This is a genomic window from Aromatoleum evansii (assembly GCF_045689615.1).
In the GTDB taxonomy this organism is placed as follows: domain Bacteria; phylum Pseudomonadota; class Gammaproteobacteria; order Burkholderiales; family Rhodocyclaceae; genus Aromatoleum; species Aromatoleum evansii.
Map to the genome: position 1 here is coordinate 4374424 of NZ_CP141259.1, position 15486 is coordinate 4389909.

Consider the following 15486-nt stretch of genomic DNA (forward strand, 5'->3'; position numbering starts at 1 on the left):
AGTACGGCACATGCGGTACGCGGGGGTCTCCATGTGACAGCACCATTACACATCCGTTGCCACCGGCAAGAGCCCACGGGTCCGATCGGCCACGGCATCCCAATTCAGTTCCTGCCGCACGCGGACGAGCGCATGCGAAGCCAGGTGCTCGGCCAACTGCGCGTCGCAGAACAAGCGACCGATCACCGCAACAATGGCGCGTTCGTCGCAGCCATCGACGCGCAACCCGGTGACGCCATCGAGCACCGCCGCGCCGGTACCCCCCGCGGTCCCTGCGACGGACACCTTGCCGCAGGCGGCCGCCTCGAGGAACACGAGGCCGAATCCTTCCGTGTCGCCGTCGATGTCGCGATTGACGAGCACGAAGAGGTCGCAGGCGTTGTACCAGCGCGGCAGGTCGTCCATCGGGACGTGCCCGAGGAGATGCACGCGCTCGGCCACGCCCGTCTCGTGCGCGAGCGCTTCGAGGTAGGAGCGATCCTCGCCGATGCCGACGATGGCGTAATGCACGTCATGCCCGCCGGCGATCAGTTCGGGCAGGCAGCGGATCACCGTATCGAACCCCTTGCGCCGGTTCAGCCGTCCGACCGACAGCAGCAGCCGGGCGCCGGGTCCCAGTTGCAGGCTGTCGCGCAAGTCCTGGCACGGCAGTCCCGGTCTGAAGCGCACGACATCGACGCCGGGGTTGATGATGACGATGCGGTCGCGCGGGACGCCCATGCCGACCAGCACTTCGAAGGTGAAATCGCTGTTGGCGATGACATGATCGGCATGGCGCAGCACGAAGCGCATGACCCGGAATTTGTTCCCGCGCCCCCAACCGGTGAGTTCTTCGCCGTGCGCATACACGGTGACGGCGCGCCTGGAGAGCCGGCCGACGATCCAGGCGACGAGCCCTTCGGGCAGCGCGCGCCCGGCATGGACCGCACAGAACCGCTGCTCGAGCGACAGCGCCAGGGACTTCGCAAGCAGGCGCACGTACATGCCGAGGGATTCGGGCCGCAGCCACGGCACACGGCGCAGGCTGACGCGATGGACGGAGTTCGGATGGCCGGTATCGTGCGCATCACCGCCCGGCACCGCGGCCGTGACGATCGCGATTTCCTTGCCGCCCAGGCGCCGGTAGACCTCGTCGAACCACACGGCGGTCCCGCCCTTGGTCGGCAGGAAGAGTTCGGTGATGACGAGGTAGCCCTGCTTCATCGGTCTTCACATCCAGGCGGAATCCCGAAAAAGTCTAGCAACGGCCTGCGCGGGCCGAGCGTCGGTATGTCACGTCGCCGAGCAAATAAGCTGCCGCGCCCAACAGCGCAGCCAAGCCGCTGTACTTGAGGAGCCTCGTCAGGTCCGGCTCGTTGCGAAGGCGCACGAACCACGCGGCGAGCCGCGCTTTCCATCGCTGCGCCCGGAGCGGCGATGCCGGGTCGCGCAGGATCGTCGCCAGCTCCGCGGTGGTCGTGAAGCACAGATCCGGTCTCATCGACAGTGCCATGCCCAGCGTGCGGCGGAGCTCGGCAACTGCCGCGGCGCGCGCGGGCTGCGGACCGATGAAGTTCTCGCGGTGCGTTTCGAGCAGCAAGGGACGGCCCTCGGCACATTTGCGCGCCAGCGCCGCGGCCACGTCTTCGGCGCGATGACCGCGCAGCGGTTCGAAGTAGGCGTCGCGCACCACGTAGATGATGCCGCCCTGCCCGCTTTCCCCATTGCGGATGCGGCGCGCGGGCGGCAGGAGCCGACCGGCTGCGTCGCGCCCTTCGTAGCGCCAGCCGGGCGTGACCACCGTGCGCACGCCGTGCGCCGCCCACGCCCGCTCGGTGCTGTCGTTCCACACGAAGGTGTTCGGCACTGCAACCTCGGGCGCACAGCCGAAGAGTTGTTGCAACAGGTCGGACTCCTCGCGCACCGCGTGGTCGACGGCAACAGGGTCGAGGGGAACACTCGGCAGGCTGGCGCAATCGACCCATCGGCTTTGCAGCGGCGGCGGGAGCGCTTCGCTGCGCAGCCCGCCGTCTTCGAGCCAGCGCCGCAGCGCTTCCGAATTCGACCCGTTTTCCGCATGCAAACGCGCCAGAAGGGCCGCGGGCCAGTAGTGTTCCAGTCCGTGCCGCTGGACTGCGAAGACGCCCGCGCGACACCCGTCGCCCATTGCAGCAAGGACCGGCGCAAAATCGGGCGCGAGGAGCGAGCAACGCACATGCTTGGCGAAACCCGCGGCACGCATGGCGTCGACATCGGGTATGCCGCCGACGACGCCAAGGGTCATCACTGCGGGCCGCCCATCGCGGTCGCGCACCGCGCTCAGCGTTTCTGCGATCTCGCGCAGGACTGCGGCATCGCCCCGCGGCCCTGGCCCCCAGTCATCGCTTTCGACGATCAGGACGGGGCGGACGAGTACGGGCTCGCGCCACATCGCCGCGAGCGCGCGCCCATGCAGGACCGCCAGCGCAAGGGCGGCAAAGCCGAACCAGGCGAGGATGACGGTCAGCGCGAAGCCCATGACCGGCAGTCCGTGCACGGCATCAGGCATGCGCCGAAACCGGGAGCGCAACACGAGGCGGCGCGTCGAACCTGCGCGCGAGCGTGACCTCTGCGGCATTCGTCCGGCTCGGCTTTCGCTAACATGGCCGCTGCCCCGATCAAGCGGACGACGGCAAGCTCATGAACATGCGACGAATCCTGTGCGGGTGGGTGAATCTCTCGGGCGGGAGCGAAACGGCTCCGGACGCGCTCGATGCGATGTTTGCCGCGGACGAGGCCCTCCCACCAGCGCATCGTCTCGAATTGAGCAATGCGGGCCGCGTTGGAACCGGGCCGGCTGCGAGCTTTGTCGCACAGGACGCTGACGCGGGACGCGCCGCGATCCTGATCGGCCGACCGCGCTGGAGCCACACGGGGACCGCCGCGGACGCGCGGGAGCACGGACATGCTGCGGCCGCGTTGCGCCGCCATGCATTGGTCGGCGAACGCGTTTTCGAGGACCTGCAGGGCAGCTTCGCGCTCGTGCTGATCGACCTGCGCGCGGGGGCCGCCCTGCTCGCAGTGGACCGCACCGGCATCGAGCGGCTGTGTTTCGCCCGCGTCGGCCCGCTGCTCGTCTTTTCCACGAGTGCCCGCGCGGTCGCCGCACATCCGGCGGTTCGTGCCGGGCTGAGCCGTCAGGCGCTGTTCGAGTACCTGTACTGCCACATGGTGCCGAGCCCGGACACGGCGTTCGAGGGCGTCGAGAAGCTGTTGCCGGCCCAGCGGCTGGCCGTCACCGCCGGCGGTGCACGGCGCGACTTCTACTGGTCGCTGAAATTCGGGGCAACGCGGGGGGCAGACGAGCAAGGCCAGGAGCGGACTTTCCGCGAGCTGCTGCACCAGTCCGTGGCTCGGCAACTCGACGACGCCCCGGCCGGCGCCTTCCTCTCCGGCGGCACCGACAGCTCGACCGTCACCGGCCTGCTGGGGGAGATCAGCGGCAAGGCGCCACGCACCTTTTCGATCGGCTTCGATGCCGAGGGCTTCGACGAACTGGATTACGCGCGCATCACCGCACGCCACTTCGGAGCGGATGCGACCGAGTTCTACGTTACGCCGGAACACGTCGCCGAGGCGTTGCCGCTCATCGCCGGGGCCTACGACGAGCCCTTCGGCAATGCCTCGGCCGTGCCGACCTACTTCTGCGCACGCATTGCCCGCGAGCAGGGCATCGGCGCGATGCTCGCCGGCGACGGCGGCGATGAATTCTTCGGCGGCAATGCACGCTACGCCAAGCAGGGCGTGTTCGAGCACTACCAGTCCATTCCGTCCCCCCTGCGCCGCGTGCTCGAGCCGCTGGTGTTCGGCTTCCCGCTCGGTTCGGCGCTGCTGCCGGTGCGCAAGGCGCAAAGCTATATCCGCCAGGCGACGGTCCCACTGCCCGACCGGCTCGAAACGTACAACTTCCTGCACCGCGATGCGCTCGCGGATATCTTTGAACCAGAGTTCATTGCCGGAATCGACCCGGAGCGCCCGCTCATGCTGATGCGCGAGGCGTATTTCCGCTCGGACTCGCCCGAAGCGGTCGACCGCATGATGCACCTCGATCACAAGATCACGCTGGCCGACAACGATTTGCGCAAAGTGTCGCGCATGTGCGAGGCCGCGGGGGTCGAAGTCCGATTTCCCTTCCTCGACGAGGATCTGATCGCCTTTTCGGGCACGCTCTCCGCCCGCCAGAAGGTGAGCGGGCCGCATCTGCGCGTGTTCTTCAAGCACGCCCTGCGCGACTTTCTGCCCCGCGAGACGATCGCCAAGTCGAAGCACGGCTTCGGTCTGCCCTTCGGACTGTGGCTCGCCACGGACGGCCCCCTGCGCACCGAGGCGAAGGCCGCGCTGGACAGCCTCGCACGGCGTGGCGTCGTGCGGCCGTCCTATCTGCAGAAACTGTGGCAGGAACATTCTGCGGGGCACGCGAGTTATTTCGGCGTCATGATCTGGGTACTGACCCAGCTGGAGCTCTGGCTGGCACGGAATGGCGCTCGGGCTGGCGCCTGAACCTCTCGCTCATCCCTGATGCATTGGCGGGCGCAGGCGCGACCGCGGCACGTTGCCGCGCGCCCGCTTCCGCCTCACGCATGATCACCCGCGCGACCACCACGATCAGGATCAGATTGTAGTAGTAGTCGAAGTACGCCATGCCGAGGAAAGCGCCAGCGGCAAGATAGGCGACAAGGCTGACCTGCACCATAGCCATGAGCTCGCTCATCCACTCTAGCGTGCCATGATCCTTGAACGCTCGCCGCACTATGGAGGCAGATCGCCAAGTGAATACTGCTAGCAAGAGGAAAAGGAAGAGGCCGACGAAGCCGTGCTCCCCCAAAACCTCAAAATAGATGCTATGGACGTCTCGAGCGTCCGTCGGATCGGGCGCGTAAAGATGGAACATCTCGTAGCGAAACGTCTCAAACCCCCCGCCAAAAAGCCGGTCGCATGCGAGGTTGAAGGCCATCCACCAAGCGTTGATCCGCCCCATTGCAGAGGCGTCCTCTTGATACGTGTTGATCGTGGCCATGCGCTGGTACCAAGCCTCTGGCATGATCGCCCACACCATCAGGATCGCAAACGCGCCAAGCAACAACACCAGGAACTTGTGACGCGCCTTGAGCCAAAACACGGTCCCCATGACGGCCATGCCGACCAGGGCGCCACGCGATTGCGTGCCGATCGCCGCCAGCGCCGTGAGTACGGTCGCTGCGTACACAGCAGGCCGTATCCAGCGATGCGTCGAGCCGCGGGCGAGGAAATACAACAGCGGCACCGTCATCGCCAGTGCCAAGCCGAGTTCGTTGTTGCCTTCGATGAAGGTACCCGGAGGCCCCTGCACACGATGCACGCCCCCCTTCATGATCGTGAAGATACCCCCCTTCACGCCATAGAACGCGAGCGACAGCGCGATCGTCCACACGAGGGCCTTGAGCCGTTCGGGCGTGTTGATGAGGACCATCGCGACGATGATCATCAGCTGGATCTTGATGACCTTTTCGAACTGCTCCCAAGCGAGACTGGGATAGACGGCGAAGATCGTCGTCACCGTCATCCAGGCGACAAATGCGAGCAGCACCTTAGTTTCGCGCTCCCACGGGATGCGCTTGGGCTCGCTGGAGAGCATCATGCCGACGAACGTGGTGATCGCCACGATCTGTGCAAAGGGCATCGACATGCTGAATCCCCAAGCCATGCGGTGAGGATTCATGAAGCCGAGCCAGGTCCACACGAGGATGCCGATCCACGGCCGCCTCAGGATGAAGGGCAGCGTGCCGAAGACGGCCAGCGTGACGGCTATGTCGCGCACAGCGCTCCCTCCCGAACGTCCACCCGACTCATCACGTAGCGATACTTGCCCGACTTCTCGGGCAGGATCTCGTCGCGCGGCTCGATCTGAATCCTCACCCCGGCGCCCAGACGCGCCATCAGACCGCGCTCGATGGCCGATGCGATCGGCGGACCATATCCGGGGCCGGGCACGAGTTCGACCCTCGTGAGCTCGAGGCTCTCCTGCACGATGCGGAATGCGGCGACCTCGGGCAGATCGCGCAGGATGTAGATGAGGGCGAGACCATGCATCACCGTGCCGTCCTGCGCGACGACGAAGTCGGTCGCACGTCCCTGGATATCCTTGAGCAGCGGCAGACCGCGGCCGCATCTGCACGGCGACGGATCGAGCGCGGCAACGTCGCCGGTACGGTAGCGGATGAAGGGGAATTCGCCGGTCGCAAGGTGCGTCACGACGATCTCCCCGCTATCGCCAGGGGGCACCGGCTGCCCGCGGCCATCGACGATCTCGACGATGACGTCCTCGGCGGTGATGTGCATGCCGCCGGACGGGCACTGATGCGCAATGAAGCCGGCGTCGCGCGCGCCGTAACCGTTGGCGACCGGACACCCGAACACGCGTTCGATGGTATTGCGCTGATGTTCGTAGAGGCGTTCGGAAGTGCAGAACGCGACCCGAATGCCGAGGTCGTCCATGCGCACGCCGGTCTTCTCGGCGCGCGAACCGATGAGGGAGAGCGCCGACGGATAGCCGAAGAGCATCCGCGGTCGACGCCGGCGGATGCGCGCGAGGAATTCGTCGAGCCTCGCCTCCGACATCTCGAATGCCGGCAGCAATTCGGTGCGCATCACGGCGTCGCGCCAGTGGCGCAGACGGTCCTGCGCGCTCAGTTCGATCGGCGAGCCCCACACGACGATCTCCGGATCGCCGATATTCACCCCCCACCACCGGGTCGCGCGCCATTTGGCCGCGACGTCGTGGCCGACGCGCTCTCGGCCGATGAAGAACACGAGCGGCTCGCCGCTCGATCCCCCTGTGTTGAAGCGAGCGAGGCCTTCGGCCCGCTCGGACTTGAGCGCCTCGATGTTGTTCCGGATCAGGGCCTTGGTGAGGAAGGGAAGGCGGCGCAGCGCGTCCAGGCCGATGACTTGGGCAGCATCGAAACCGATGCTTTGAAAGAGTTCGCGGTAGTAGGGAACGTCCCGCGCGGCACGCAGCAACAACGCGCGCAGACGTTGCAGTTGCAGCGCCTCGAGATCGGTGCGCGACCACCACTGGCTGGCTTCCAGCGCACGCCGCACGCGCACGGTGTCGTGATGCTTGAGTCGCTCCTGCAGCGGGAAGAGGACGTTGGCGACACAGCGCGTGTAGAGCCCGGTCATTGCCCCCTCCTTCACCGCGCACCCGCCGGTGCAACGGCGCCGCGAAGCGCGGCCTCATAGGCGGAGAACAGCGTATGCCGCACCTCGGCCCACGTGTAGCGGCGCACTTCGTGCAAACCGCCTTCGACCAGACGCGCACCGAGTTCGGGCGAACGCACGAGATGCAGGACGGCGGCGGCCATCGCGGCGGCGTCGTCGCGCGGCACCAGCAGGGCGCTGCGGCCATTCTCTACGATGTACGGCACGCCCCCCACGTCCGTGCTCACGACGGGCACGCCGCTTGCAAGCGCCTCGAGCACGGAGTTCGGCATATTGTCGACGCGGGCGGGGTTCAGGACGACATCGGCGTCGCGGTAGAGGGCCGCCATCTCGTCGCGCTCGAGTCGTCCGGTGAAGCGGACGCTGCCGTCGAGTCCCAACGCAGCAGCACGGGCGATCAGTTCGTCCGCCTGCGGCCCCGTACCGGCGACCGACATGCGCGCACGCGGACATGCCGCGCGGATCTGCGCGAAGGCCTCCAGCGCGGTGGAAATTCCGTAGATCGGTTCGAGGTTGCGGGCAACCACGACATGGGGCGCATCGCCCGCGCAGCGCGGACGCGCGTCGGCATGGAAGCGGGCAACATCGACGACATTCGGCACGATGCGGCTCTCGACGCCATGACGCAAGAACACGTCGCGGAGAAAGCCGGACGGGACCAGAACGCCCGCCGCCCGGCGCAGCGTCGGGCACACCCAGCGCGCAGATCGCGCAAGAAAGTCGTCGGCCTCCCCGCCACGATAGTTCACCACCACGGGAACCCGGCGCAGATGGGCGATCCACACTGCAGGCGCCGCGAAGAGGTGCCAGGACCAGCCCGAATTGGCCATCACGTGCATCACGTCCGCCCGCCCCGCGGCAGCCCACAGACGCAGCAGATAGGGCATCAGGCGAAACCCAGCCCGCACGCCCCGGAAATGGCCGATCCATTGCGGGCAGTACGGCGCGTTGGTCTGGACGAGATCCACGTCCAGCCCCTCTCCGCCCAGCAGTTCGGCGAGTTGCCGGGTCTGGTTCGCCATGCCGCCGGCCGGCGGAGGCAGCGGGCCGATCAGTGCGATGCGCTTGCCCGCCCAGTTCATGCTAGCGCTCCCTTGCCCGCGCCAGGGCCGCGGACAGTTCGCCGCCGCGCACGCGCAGGAAGTCCGCGAGCACGGCTTCGGCCGCGCCACGCGCCCCTTCGCCCACCGGGGTGTACAGCATCACGGCGACGGAATCGTCTCCGCGGCCGCGCAACTGCGCGAGCGTCTGGTAGAGCTTGGCCACGTAGTCGCTCGTGGTCCAGCGGCCGTCGATCCAGTACCAGTGCCACACCAGCAGGCGTCCCGACGCGGCATTGGCGATCTCCGTGCTCCGAACCGACGCGGCCTCGGCGCCGATCTGCGTCGCATGCGCCCCTTCGGCCGTCATGGTCCACTGGCGGTCCTTGTGCTTGAGGACGCGGTTCTCGGAGTTCACCAGTTCCTCGCCGGGCACCTGGCCCCGGTAATACGCCAAGTACAACCCCACGGGCGGCCCGCCGTTCGACCAGATTTCGCGCAGCTCGCGGCGCATGCCGAAGAAATGCGGCTTCCAGTCCGGCAGGCGCGTGTCCGCGACCCGCTCCCACCCCTCACCGGCATTCAGCCCGGCAAGCGTGACCGAGCCCCGCCGCCCCTGGGCATCGAGCCCCGCCAGCACAGCTTGCCAAATCAACACGGCGACGATCGCTGCGACGCCGGCTGCAATGGCGCCCCTGGGCATGCCCGGGCGCGTCGGCACACGAGATACGGCCGCGTCTCGTGCCGGGGCGCGGGGGACGTCATCCTCGCGCCAGCGGGCGCCCACCCAGAACAGCATCATCATCACGAGACCGAAGAACACCCAGCCGTAGATCAGATGATCGACGCCGGCCGCGACGCGGTTGTCGGTGAGGTGCGCGACCAGCACGATGCCGTAGGCGCGCAGCCAGTTCGCGAACACCGGCAGCACCACCGAGAATGCGACGAAGACGCTGCGCCGCGACAGCGACCGATAGGTGAGATGGGCATACAGGCTGCCGACCACGACCGACGCGATCAGGTAACGCACGCCGCTGCAGCCTTCGACGACCTCCCAGTGACCGGACGGAATCACCAGGCTGCGGCCTTCCGCGTAAACCGGAACGCCCGAGGCGCGCAAACCCCAGATGATGAAATCCGTGGTGCGGTCCATCATCGCCGGGAACAGGAACTCGCCAAAAGGCACGAGGAAGAACAGGAAACCCAGCGGGAAGGCCAGCGCGCGCGCGACCCGCGTTCCCATGACGGCCCACACCAGCGCGACGACCATGCCGACGAAGGCGAATTGCGACACACTCGCAACGCTCGCGAGTTCGCCGAGCAGCCAGGCGAAACCGGCCAGCGCCGCGGCCGCCAGCCCGACCGGCGAAGGAGTCAGTGGCAATCCGCGCAGTTGCACGCGTTCGCGCCAGATCAGCCAGCATGCGATCGGTGCGACGAGGTAGCCGTGGGCGAAGGTGTCCGACCGGTTCCAGATCTCGATCATGGATGCGAGCGTCTCGCGGTACGTGCCGAGCAGGGCAAGGAGCGCGATCGCCAGCATTGCGAGCCGGATCACCGTCTCGCGTGAAAGACCGGCCGCGGGCTCCGCGACGGAAACGCCGCCGGCCTGCTGCCTCACCTGGTCTTCCGGGGCGCTCATGCTGCCCCCGCCAGCCGCGCATAGGGCGCTCGATACGCCCCGACGCTGTTGCGCCAGTTGCGCTCCGACTCGACGAAGCGCCTTCCTGCGGCCCGATAGTCGCCCCACAGACCCCGCTTGCCCAGCATGTCCACGACCACGTCGGCGAGAGCATGCGCACTGCCCGCGTGGAACAGCCGGCCGGTCACTCCGTCACGCACGAGTTCCCTGTGTCCGCCGACATCGGAGGCGACGAAGACCCGCCCCTGCGCCATGGCCTCGAGCGGCTTGAGCGGCGTGACCAGTTCGGTCAGGCGCATCGAGTGACGCGGGTAGGCGAGCAGGTCGATGAGGTCGTAGTAGCGACTCACCTCACCATGCGGCACGCGACCGGCGAAGATCACGCGGTCGGCGATCCCGAGTCTTTCGGCCTGGGCCTTGAGAGCGGCCTCCTGCGGCCCGCCGCCGACCAGCAGCACGCACAGCTCGGGTAGGCGTTGCAGCAGGGCGGGCACCGCATCGAGCAGCAGGTCCAGCCCTTCGTAGGCGTAGAACGAGCCCACGAAGCCGACGACCGTCCTGCCCTCCAGCCCGAGGCGTGCTTTCAGTGCGGCATCGGGTTCGCCCGAGAGCTGGAAGGACTCGATATCGACGGCATTGGGAATCACGGTGACGCGCTCGGCCGCGATGCCGCGTCCTACGATGTCGGCGCGCAACCCCTCGCAGATCGTGAACACGTGATCGACACGCTTCATCGCCCAGGTTTCCAGCGCATGCGTCATGCGGTAGCGCAGCCCCCGCTCGCGGGCGGTCCCGTGGTCGACCGCGGCATCCTCCCAGAACGCCCGGATCTCATAGACGACGGGGATGCCCAGCCGACGGCCGGCGCTCAGGGCCGGCAGCACGTTCAGCACCGGCGAATGCGCGTGAATCACCTCCGGCAGCACTTGCTTCGCAACCTCGACGATCCGCGCCCGCAACGCGCGCATAAGGGCCGTCTCGCGCAGCACCGGGGTCGCCCCGGAGACGGGCGGCGTGCGGAAGAAGCGCAGGCCGTCGACGTCTTCCTCCAGCGCGGCCGTCACGCCCTGCTTCGGCGAAGTCAGGTGGAAGGTTTCCCAGCCCAGCGCACGTTGCTCGCGCAGGATGGCCGCGGAGCGGAAGGTGTAACCGCTGTGCAGCGGGATCGAATGGTCGAAGACGTGCAGGATTCTCATCGCTCAGGTCGCCACCAGGATCGCCACTCAGACCGCCACTCTCGGCGCCTCGGACTGCCCCGCGAGGGCACCGCTGTGGCGGACGAAGGATTCGAACATCAACAGGGTCCATAGCGGCGCGCTGTAATCGCGTGAGCCCGACTGATGGGCATCGACCAGGTGGCGCAGGGTGTCGGCGTTGAAGAGCCCCGTCGATGCGAGCGTGCCGCCCAGCACCGCTTCCCTCACCCGCGCCTTCAGCGGTCCGCGGAACCAGCGCGCGAGCGGCACGGCGAACCCCATCTTCGGCCGGTACAGCACCTCGTGGGGCAGCAGCGGCTCCATCGCCTTCTTGAACAGGTACTTGCCCTCGTTGCCCTTGACCTTGAAGCCGGAGGGCAGCGTCGCGAGCCATTCGACCAGCGGGTGATCCATCAGCGGCTCGCGCACCTCGAGCGAATGCGCCATGCTCGCGCGATCGACCTTGGTATTGATGTCGCCGACGAGGTAGGTCTTCAGGTCGAGGTACTGGACGAGGGCCAGCGGATCGTCCGTTCCCGCGTTCGCCGCGTGGCGGCGGAATACGTCGAGCGCGTTGTAGCCGCCGAGCTGCGCCTTGAAGGCATTGGAGTAGAGCTGGCGGCGCAGATCGTCGCGCAGGATCGACACCGAATGGAAATAGGCCTGCACCGAATCGCGCGCCAGCGCCTGGAAGGTCGTCTTCGCGCGCAGCACGCGCGGCGCCCAGTCCGCCTTCGGATACAGCCGCCCGAGCACGCCGAACATCGGTCGGCGCACGCCCAGCGGCAGGCTCGCGCGCAACTTTTCCTCCATCATGTGCAGGCGGTAGCGGCGATAGCCGCCGAAGCTCTCGTCGCCGCCATCGCCCGAGAGCGCGACGGTGACCTTCTTGCGCGCGAGCTGGCACACGCGCCACGTGGGAATCGCGGAGCTGTCGGCATAGGGCTCGTCGTACAGGACGGCCAGCTTGTCGATCAGGTCGAAATCGTCGGATTGCACCGTCTCGACGTAGTGGTTCGTGCGATAGCGGGCAGCGACCTGCTGCGCGAAGGCGGCCTCGTCGAAGGCCGGGTCATCGAAGGCGATCGAGCACGTGTTGACCGGCTCATTGGACAACCCGGCCATCGTCGCCACCACGGCGCTCGAATCCACGCCACCGGAGAGGAAGGCGCCGAGCGGGACTTCCGCGATCAGGCGCAGGCGGACCGACTCGCGCAGGCGTTCGGTCAGCTCGGCGGCCGCGTCGGCCAGCCCGATCGGGTTGTCGAGCGTGAATCGCACGTCCCAATAACTTTTCGGCGCCGGCACCGGCTCGCCGCGGCGGACCGTCAGCGTCTCGGCAGGCCCGAGCTTGCGCGCGCCGACGAAGATCGTGCGCGGCTCCGCGACGTAGCCGAGCGCGAAGTACTCCTCGACCGCGCACGGGTCGATGCGCCGGTCCAGCGCCGGATGCTGCATCAGCACCTTCAGTTCGGATCCGAAAGCCAGCGTTCCGTCCGGCAGCAGCGCGTAGTGCAGCGGCTTCACGCCCAGACGGTCACGCGCGAGGAACAGCGTCTCGCGCGTGCGATCCCACAGTCCGAAGGCAAACATCCCGCGGAAGCGGCGCACGCACTCTTCGCCCCACTCCTCCCACGCATGCACGATCACCTCGGTGTCGCTGCGCGTGTGGAAACGGTGGCCGCAGCGCTCCAGTTCGGGCACGAGCTCCTGATAGTTGTAGATCTCGCCGTTGAACACGACGGCGACGGAACCGTCCTCGTTGAAGAGCGGCTGCTGGCCGGTGGAAAGATCGATGATCGACAGGCGCCGGTGAGCGAGTGCAACGCCCGGCTCGAAATGCACGCCCCCCTCATCCGGCCCGCGGTGAAACTGGACGTCGTTCATGCGCTGCACGAGATCGCGCGGAAAGTCCCGCTTGTCGCGCGTGTGGAACAGTCCGGCGATTCCGCACATCCACGTTTCTCCCGCTTCAGGTCGCCGGCACCGCACGCCCCGCCGCACTCAACAAGGACTCATACAGCTGCGCATAGCGGGCCACCATGCCGTCGATGCTGAACTCCTCCACCGCACGCTGCCGCCCCGCTTCGCCGTGCCGCCGCAACATCCCGCCGTCGCCGACGTAGCGCGCCAGCGCGTCGGCGAGTGCGTCGCTGTCCGACGCCGGAACCAGTATCCCGGTCTCGCCGTCGAGCACCAGCTCGGCATTTCCACCCACCCGCGTCGCGATCACCGGCAACCCGCAGGCCATCGCCTCGAGGATGGTGTTGGAGATCCCTTCCGCACGCGACGGCAGCACGAACACATCCATCGCCCGCAGCGCCTCCGGTACGTCGCGCCGCTCTCCCACCAGCCACACGCAAGCGCCCACGCCAGCCCGGGCGACCTCGGCCTCGAGCTCGGCCCGCAGGGAGCCGTCGCCGACGAACATCAGGCGCAGGCGCCCGGCAAGTTCCGGAGCCCGACGGAGCAGGTGCACGAACGCGCGCAGCAGGTTCAGCGGGTCCTTGATCGGTTCGAGCCGGCCGACCGTGCCGATCACGCACAGTTCGTCGCCCTCGAACGGCGATCCGTCCAGCACCTCCCGTCCCCTCGCGCCCGGCCTGAAACGCTGCGTATCGACCCCGTTGCAGATGCGGGTCATGTGCGCCGCGCTCACCCCGACCGACGCGTTCAAATATCTCAGGAGATGGTCGGACAGCGGTATGTAATGGGTCACGAACGGCCGATACAGCCGGCGCATCCACTGAAAACGCCGCCGCGTTCCATGGGGATCGGACACATCCCAGCCGTGCTCGCCATGCACCCGCACCGGCACTCCCGCGGCCCACGCGGGCACGACGGCTTCCAGCGCGGCGAGGTTGCGCGTATGCACCACGGCCGGCCGCAGTTCGCTGAACAGGCGGAACAGGGCGGGATACAGCTTCAGCCCGTGCCCCGGCGGCTTGTGCAGGGAAATGAAACGCACGTCGTCGTGCACGATGCGCTTGCAGAACGCCGGATCGCACTCGGTCAGCGCGACGATGGCGTGGCGGAAGCGGCTGACCGGCAGCCGGTTGATCAGATTGACGACCCCGTTCTCCAGCCCGCCGACATCAAAGCGATACACGACATGCACGACCAGTGGCCGCGGGTCGTCGTCGGAAGCCCCCCCGCCCCGGCCTCGCAGCGCGATAGCCGGGCCGCTCGCCGCATCGAGCAAGGCATCCAGGCGGCCGAGGTGCGCCTCCCAACTGTACGAGGCCAGCACGCGCGCGCGCGCGCATGCACCCATCCGCGCCGCCCGCTCGGGGTCACCCAGCAGCCCGGAAATCCGTGCGGCGAACTCCCCGGCGGTCGCAGCAACCTCGAAGTCCCGTCCAGGCTCGCCCGCCAAACCGGTGGCCGACGATGCCGACACCACCACCGGGCGCGCCATCGCCATCGCCTCGAGCACCTTGTTCTGGATGCCGCGCGCGATCCTCAGCGGCGCGGCCACGACCTGCGCATGTCCGATCCACGGCCGCACGTCGGGCACGCTGCCGGTCACCACCACCGCGGGACCGGCCAGCGCCAGAACGGCCGGTGCAGGATTCATGCCGACGATGTAGAAGCGCAAGTCTGCGCACGAACGCTGCAGCAGGGGCAGGATTTCCTGCACGAACCACACGACCGCGTCGACGTTCGGCCAATAGTCCATGGCCCCGGTGAACACGACGACCGGCCCGCCGACGGGATACGGGTCGGCATGGCCCGCATCGGGCGTGAAGAAGCCGGCATCGACCCCGTTCGGCATCGCCACGACCCGTCCAGCGGTTTCCGGCGCCGCCCGCCGGAAGAGGTCCGCCTCGGCTTCGGTCACGAAGATGCTGGCATCCGTCGCGGCCGCCACGCCGCGCTCGAACGCCAGCAGTTTCTCCCCTTCCCGCCGGTACAGCCACGACATCGGCCAGCTGCGGGCACGCGCGTAGTCGGCCCATTTCGCCGAATCGACATCGCAGAAATCCACCACCCGGCGCTCGAGGCCGGCGTGGTCGAGGTATTGCGCCATCGGTCCGGAGAAAGCCACCGCACGACGGATTGCATGAGTCCGAACAGTGCGATCGACCCAGTCGCGCAGGCGCCGGCTGCGGTAGTAGGGCAGGCTCAGCGCCTCGCCGCCCGGCAGCCCCCGCAGGCTGGCCAGTCGCGCGCGCGCGGGCGACAGCGGGATCGCACAGACGTCCGCACACCACTCGCGCAGCGTGTCGACATGGGCCGCATCCTCGGCACGATCGACGAAGGTCCCCAGATAGACGCGATGGTTTCGCGCGAGTTGCCGCAGGATATGGAAGGACCGCAGCTTGTCGCCCTTGTTGGGCGGGTAAGGGATCCGATGCACCAGGTACAGCAGCGGAGGGCGATCGTCCAT

The 15486-nt window shown here is 67.8% G+C and carries 10 protein-coding genes; 1 reads left to right on the forward strand and 9 read right to left on the reverse strand.

The features are described from left to right. Positions 1 to 45: 45 nt before the first annotated feature. Both U5817_RS20505 and U5817_RS20510 read right to left on the reverse strand, forming a co-directional pair. Positions 46 to 1203, reverse strand: coding sequence for a glycosyltransferase family 4 protein (locus U5817_RS20505; RefSeq protein ID WP_407278618.1), 1158 nt, complete (start codon positions 1201 to 1203; stop codon positions 46 to 48). Between the two features lie 34 nt (positions 1204 to 1237). After that, on the reverse strand, positions 1238 to 2527 hold the full coding sequence (locus tag U5817_RS20510; protein WP_407278619.1) for a hypothetical protein: 1290 nt from the start codon (positions 2525 to 2527) through the stop codon (positions 1238 to 1240). 131 nt (positions 2528 to 2658) lie between these two features. Here U5817_RS20510 and U5817_RS20515 point away from each other — a divergent pair, with 131 nt between their 5' ends. After that, the gene (locus tag U5817_RS20515; RefSeq protein ID WP_407278621.1) at positions 2659 to 4518 is read left to right on the forward strand and encodes an asparagine synthetase B family protein; all 1860 of its coding nucleotides are present in this window, start codon (positions 2659 to 2661) and stop codon (positions 4516 to 4518) included. Here U5817_RS20515 and U5817_RS20520 read toward each other — a convergent pair. From U5817_RS20520 to U5817_RS20550, 7 genes are read right to left on the reverse strand one after another with little or no spacing between them, the layout of a single operon-like run. Continuing rightward, positions 4451 to 5815 carry a putative O-glycosylation ligase, exosortase A system-associated gene (locus U5817_RS20520; protein WP_407278622.1) on the reverse strand — a complete coding sequence of 455 codons (1365 nt, stop codon included), beginning with the start codon at positions 5813 to 5815 and terminating at the stop codon, positions 4451 to 4453. The genes U5817_RS20515 and U5817_RS20520 overlap by 68 nt on opposite strands. Beyond that, the gene (locus U5817_RS20525; RefSeq protein ID WP_407278624.1) at positions 5803 to 7179 is read right to left on the reverse strand and encodes a phenylacetate--CoA ligase family protein; all 1377 of its coding nucleotides are present in this window, start codon (positions 7177 to 7179) and stop codon (positions 5803 to 5805) included. The genes U5817_RS20520 and U5817_RS20525 overlap by 13 nt, the downstream gene beginning before the upstream one ends. A gap of 11 nt (positions 7180 to 7190) precedes the next feature. After that, positions 7191 to 8300 carry a glycosyltransferase family 4 protein gene (locus U5817_RS20530; RefSeq protein ID WP_407278625.1) on the reverse strand — a complete coding sequence of 370 codons (1110 nt, stop codon included), beginning with the start codon at positions 8298 to 8300 and terminating at the stop codon, positions 7191 to 7193. A gap of 1 nt (position 8301) precedes the next feature. Further along, positions 8302 to 9900, reverse strand: a complete 1599-nt coding sequence (gene xrtA, locus U5817_RS20535; RefSeq protein ID WP_407278626.1) for an exosortase A — start codon at positions 9898 to 9900, stop codon at positions 8302 to 8304. Continuing rightward, positions 9897 to 11096 carry a TIGR04063 family PEP-CTERM/XrtA system glycosyltransferase gene (locus U5817_RS20540; protein ID WP_407278628.1) on the reverse strand — a complete coding sequence of 400 codons (1200 nt, stop codon included), beginning with the start codon at positions 11094 to 11096 and terminating at the stop codon, positions 9897 to 9899. The genes xrtA and U5817_RS20540 overlap by 4 nt, the downstream gene beginning before the upstream one ends. Positions 11097 to 11123: 27 nt before the next feature. After that, the gene (locus tag U5817_RS20545; RefSeq protein ID WP_407278630.1) at positions 11124 to 13052 is read right to left on the reverse strand and encodes an XrtA/PEP-CTERM system amidotransferase; all 1929 of its coding nucleotides are present in this window, start codon (positions 13050 to 13052) and stop codon (positions 11124 to 11126) included. A gap of 16 nt (positions 13053 to 13068) precedes the next feature. Then, entirely contained in the window at positions 13069 to 15486 is a 2418-nt protein-coding gene (locus U5817_RS20550; protein WP_169125985.1) for a TIGR03087 family PEP-CTERM/XrtA system glycosyltransferase, read from the reverse strand.

Excerpts from the sequence above, each read along its gene's own strand:
- U5817_RS20505 (WP_407278618.1), bottom strand. The coding sequence starts at position 1,203 with ATGAAGCAGGGCTACCTCGTCATCACCGAACTCTTCCTGCCGACCAAG.
- U5817_RS20510 (WP_407278619.1), bottom strand. The coding sequence starts at position 2,527 with ATGCCTGATGCCGTGCACGGACTGCCGGTCATGGGCTTCGCGCTGACC.
- U5817_RS20515 (WP_407278621.1), top strand. The coding sequence starts at position 2,659 with ATGAACATGCGACGAATCCTGTGCGGGTGGGTGAATCTCTCGGGCGGG.
- U5817_RS20525 (WP_407278624.1), bottom strand. The coding sequence starts at position 7,179 with ATGACCGGGCTCTACACGCGCTGTGTCGCCAACGTCCTCTTCCCGCTG.
- U5817_RS20530 (WP_407278625.1), bottom strand. The coding sequence starts at position 8,300 with ATGAACTGGGCGGGCAAGCGCATCGCACTGATCGGCCCGCTGCCTCCG.
- xrtA (WP_407278626.1), bottom strand. The coding sequence starts at position 9,900 with ATGAGCGCCCCGGAAGACCAGGTGAGGCAGCAGGCCGGCGGCGTTTCC.
- U5817_RS20540 (WP_407278628.1), bottom strand. The coding sequence starts at position 11,096 with ATGAGAATCCTGCACGTCTTCGACCATTCGATCCCGCTGCACAGCGGT.
- U5817_RS20545 (WP_407278630.1), bottom strand. The coding sequence starts at position 13,052 with ATGTGCGGAATCGCCGGACTGTTCCACACGCGCGACAAGCGGGACTTT.
- U5817_RS20550 (WP_169125985.1), bottom strand. The coding sequence starts at position 15,486 with ATGGACGATCGCCCTCCGCTGCTGTACCTGGTGCATCGGATCCCTTAC.